This window comes from Streptomyces sp. NPDC001868 (assembly GCF_040297125.1).
Classification (GTDB): Bacteria; Actinomycetota; Actinomycetes; order Streptomycetales; family Streptomycetaceae; genus Streptomyces.
On sequence record NZ_JBEOYO010000139.1, the window covers coordinates 1 to 1,447 of the forward strand.

Here is a 1,447-nt window from a genome sequence, read left to right on the forward strand (position 1 = left end):
CTAGTAGGACTCCGTTAGGTCTTCCGGGTGGTCCTGATCAGGAGCATGTTGGATAGGTGGACGCACATGAAGTGAACCGTGTCCGGGCGACGTTGGCGTTTTATGTGGCGGATGTGTTCGCCTCGGTGCGGCGCAAGGATCAGCGGGCCAAGGGTGACTGCTACCTACGGGGTCTGATGCTGGACGGCCGCCGCAAGTCGATCCAGGCGATGGCCTCCCGGCTGCCGGACGGCAACGAACAGAACCTGCAGCAGTTCGTGAACCAGTCCACCTGGGATCCGGTGCCGGTACAGCGCCGGATCAACGAACGCCTGCTGCCGCTGGTCAATCCGGCGGCCTGGGTGATCGACGACGTGTCGGTGCCCAAGGACGGCCAGATGTCGGTCGCCGTGGCTCCGCAGTACTGCGGAGCTCTGGGCAAACGCGCCAACTGCCAGGTCGCCGTCAGTGTCCACGCCGCGAGTGACACCGCCTCGTTCCCGCTGCAATGGCGGCTGTTCCTGCCCAAAGAGTGGGCCTCGGACACCGGCCGCCGAACCCTCACCCGCATCCCGGCGGACGTCACGCACCGTGAGAAGTGGCGCCTGGCGTTGGACATGCTCGACACCCTCGCCGACTGGGAAATGAGGCCGCCGGCCGTGGTGGCCGATGCCGCCTACGGCACGAACACACACCTGCGAACCGCACTCGCTGAGCGCGGGCTTGCCTACGTCCTGGCCGTCCGCTCGGACGTGAGTGCCCACCCCTTCGAGGCGGAGCCCGTGGCCCCGGTCCGCAACGGGCCGGTCGGCTGCTGGCCCCAGCCCCGCTACCGTCAGACCGCGCCGTCGGTGGCAGCTCTTGCCGCCGGTCTCGGACAGGAGGCATTCACCCCTCTCACCTGGCGGCACGGTTCGCGAGGGGACTTACATTCCCGCTTCGCCGCAGTGCGCGTACGGCCTGCGGGCAAGGCGGTCGAGCGCCCGATCAAGGCCGCCGCCTCAGCTGAACAGGGGTGGTGGGACGGGATCCTGCCCGACTGCTGGCTGCTGATCGAGTGGCCCTCCGATGCCGAGGCACCGACGGACTACTGGCTGTCCAACCTGCCGGCCGACACTCCGATCGCCGACCTGGTGCGTCTGGCCAAGGTCCGCTGGCGCATCGAGCACGACTACCGCGAACTCAAACACGGCCTGGGCCTGGACCACTTCGAAGGCCGTTCCTGGCCGGGCTGGCACCACCATGTCACCCTCGTGACCGCCGCCCATGCCTTCCTCACCGAACAGCGCCTGTCCCCAAAAGTCCCCGCACCGGCCTCACCCTCTACCAGATCCTCGACACCCTTCAGAGCATCCTGAGGTGCTGGACCGGCATCTGCACCACCTGCCACCAGCCCCTGCCTGCCAGAACACACGCGACACCAAGATCAAGACAGACCTAACGGAGTCCTACTAGTGTCCTGCGCCAG

General features: G+C 67.2%; 1 protein-coding gene. It reads left to right on the top strand.

Annotation, left to right across the window (positions count from 1 at the left end):
* Positions 1-56: 56 nt before the first annotated feature.
* The gene (locus ABT147_RS47160) at positions 57-1,337 is read left to right on the top strand and encodes an IS701 family transposase (protein WP_351418726.1); all 1,281 of its coding nucleotides are present in this window, start codon (positions 57-59) and stop codon (positions 1,335-1,337) included.
* Positions 1,338-1,447: the final 110 nt, after the last annotated feature.